Origin of the sequence: Burkholderia sp. E168m23, assembly GCF_016586125.1 — a bacterium.
In the GTDB taxonomy this organism is placed as follows: Bacteria; Pseudomonadota; Gammaproteobacteria; order Burkholderiales; family Burkholderiaceae; genus Burkholderia; species Burkholderia orbicola.
In genome coordinates, this window is record NZ_BCPP01001410.1 from 1 (window position 1) to 1,226 (window position 1,226).

1 protein-coding gene is annotated in these 1,226 nt (G+C 62.2%); it reads right to left on the reverse strand.

The features are described from left to right. Nucleotides 1–162: 162 nt before the first annotated feature. Nucleotides 163–1,226, reverse strand: a 1,064-nt coding sequence (locus JMF90_RS37715) for a hypothetical protein (protein WP_307730545.1), incomplete at its 5' end; no start/stop codon positions are given.

Genomic DNA, 1,226 nt, shown 5'->3' on the forward strand with positions numbered 1-1,226 from the left:
AGCAGCCATATCCTAATGTCGTGTTCTGGCTATTTACAGATGTCGTGTTTTAGCCTGTAGGTTGATCGTCTGCACCCTTGGGCGCGCCAGCGATAAACGCGACCTGGACGATCACCACGACGTCCAGGTCATATCAGATCGCTTTCCGTCGATCGCACCGTTTCAACACGGAACCCGACCACCCACACCATTGCCCATCATCGTGCACCAGCGCTGCGTGTCTTGTTGCGGTGCCGGATACGGTAACCCGGTCCGCGGATCGATCGAGTCCAGCGGATTCGGTCCCGGGGGATGGTTTGCCGCGTGCATCGCGGCGTTCTCCGCCATCTGTCTCGCGGTCGCCGCGTTCTGTCGAGCCAGGTCCGCCTTCTGCGCGTCGTCCACCTTCTTCGTCATGGTCACCAGTCGCGCGAACTTCGGATCGCGAACATCCTGCAGCGGCGGCAAAGGCGGTGCGAACGGCATGAAAAGCAATGGCCCGTCATATCGCGGCACCGCCAGTTTCGACGGCTTGCCGAAATCCGCGGCCATGCTGATCTCCCACATGCCGGCGTTCATGCCGAGCGCGTGTTCGTAGCGTCGGTTCACGTCCGCCAGGCTGAGCGGCCCGGACGACGCAGGCAACGGTTGCAGGGATGGCGGCAGCGTCTGCCGGGCGGCAGGATAGATCGTGCGAACCCAACTCACCGCGGCGAGCGAGTATTGATAGAGCACCGCGTCGTACTTTTCCAGCACCTCTGCTCGACTATAGTTGCCGGGATTCTGAAAAATGGGCTTGTACGCCGCGAGGGTCTGGTAGTACCGCTCGTTCGCATTTCGCTGCTCCGCAACGAACTGCTGCTGGGGATCGATCGGCGCAGATGAAGACATCGCAGCGCAGCCGGACAGCAGACTGACGACGAAGGCAATGCCGGCCGTCGTTCGGGACACCGACCGGATGGGATGCAAGATAGGAGGCATCGGAAGCGCCATGGAGACTCGACAGGTTTTCATGAATCGGCGCGCGGCCGACAACGCCGCGGCATGCGCCGCGCTCGCCCTATTCTGCCCCGCTCCATATCGCGGCAGGTGGAGTTGCGTCTGATCGTGGTGGATTCCAGTCTCGGGATTTCGTCCCATCGCAGTGCGTGCCGCTTGACGCCGCGGCCAGTCGCAGACCGGTTTACGCGCCGATCGCCGATGCCCGTCGATCGAAACCGGCCTTGCGCCCACTACCCGATTCGTTT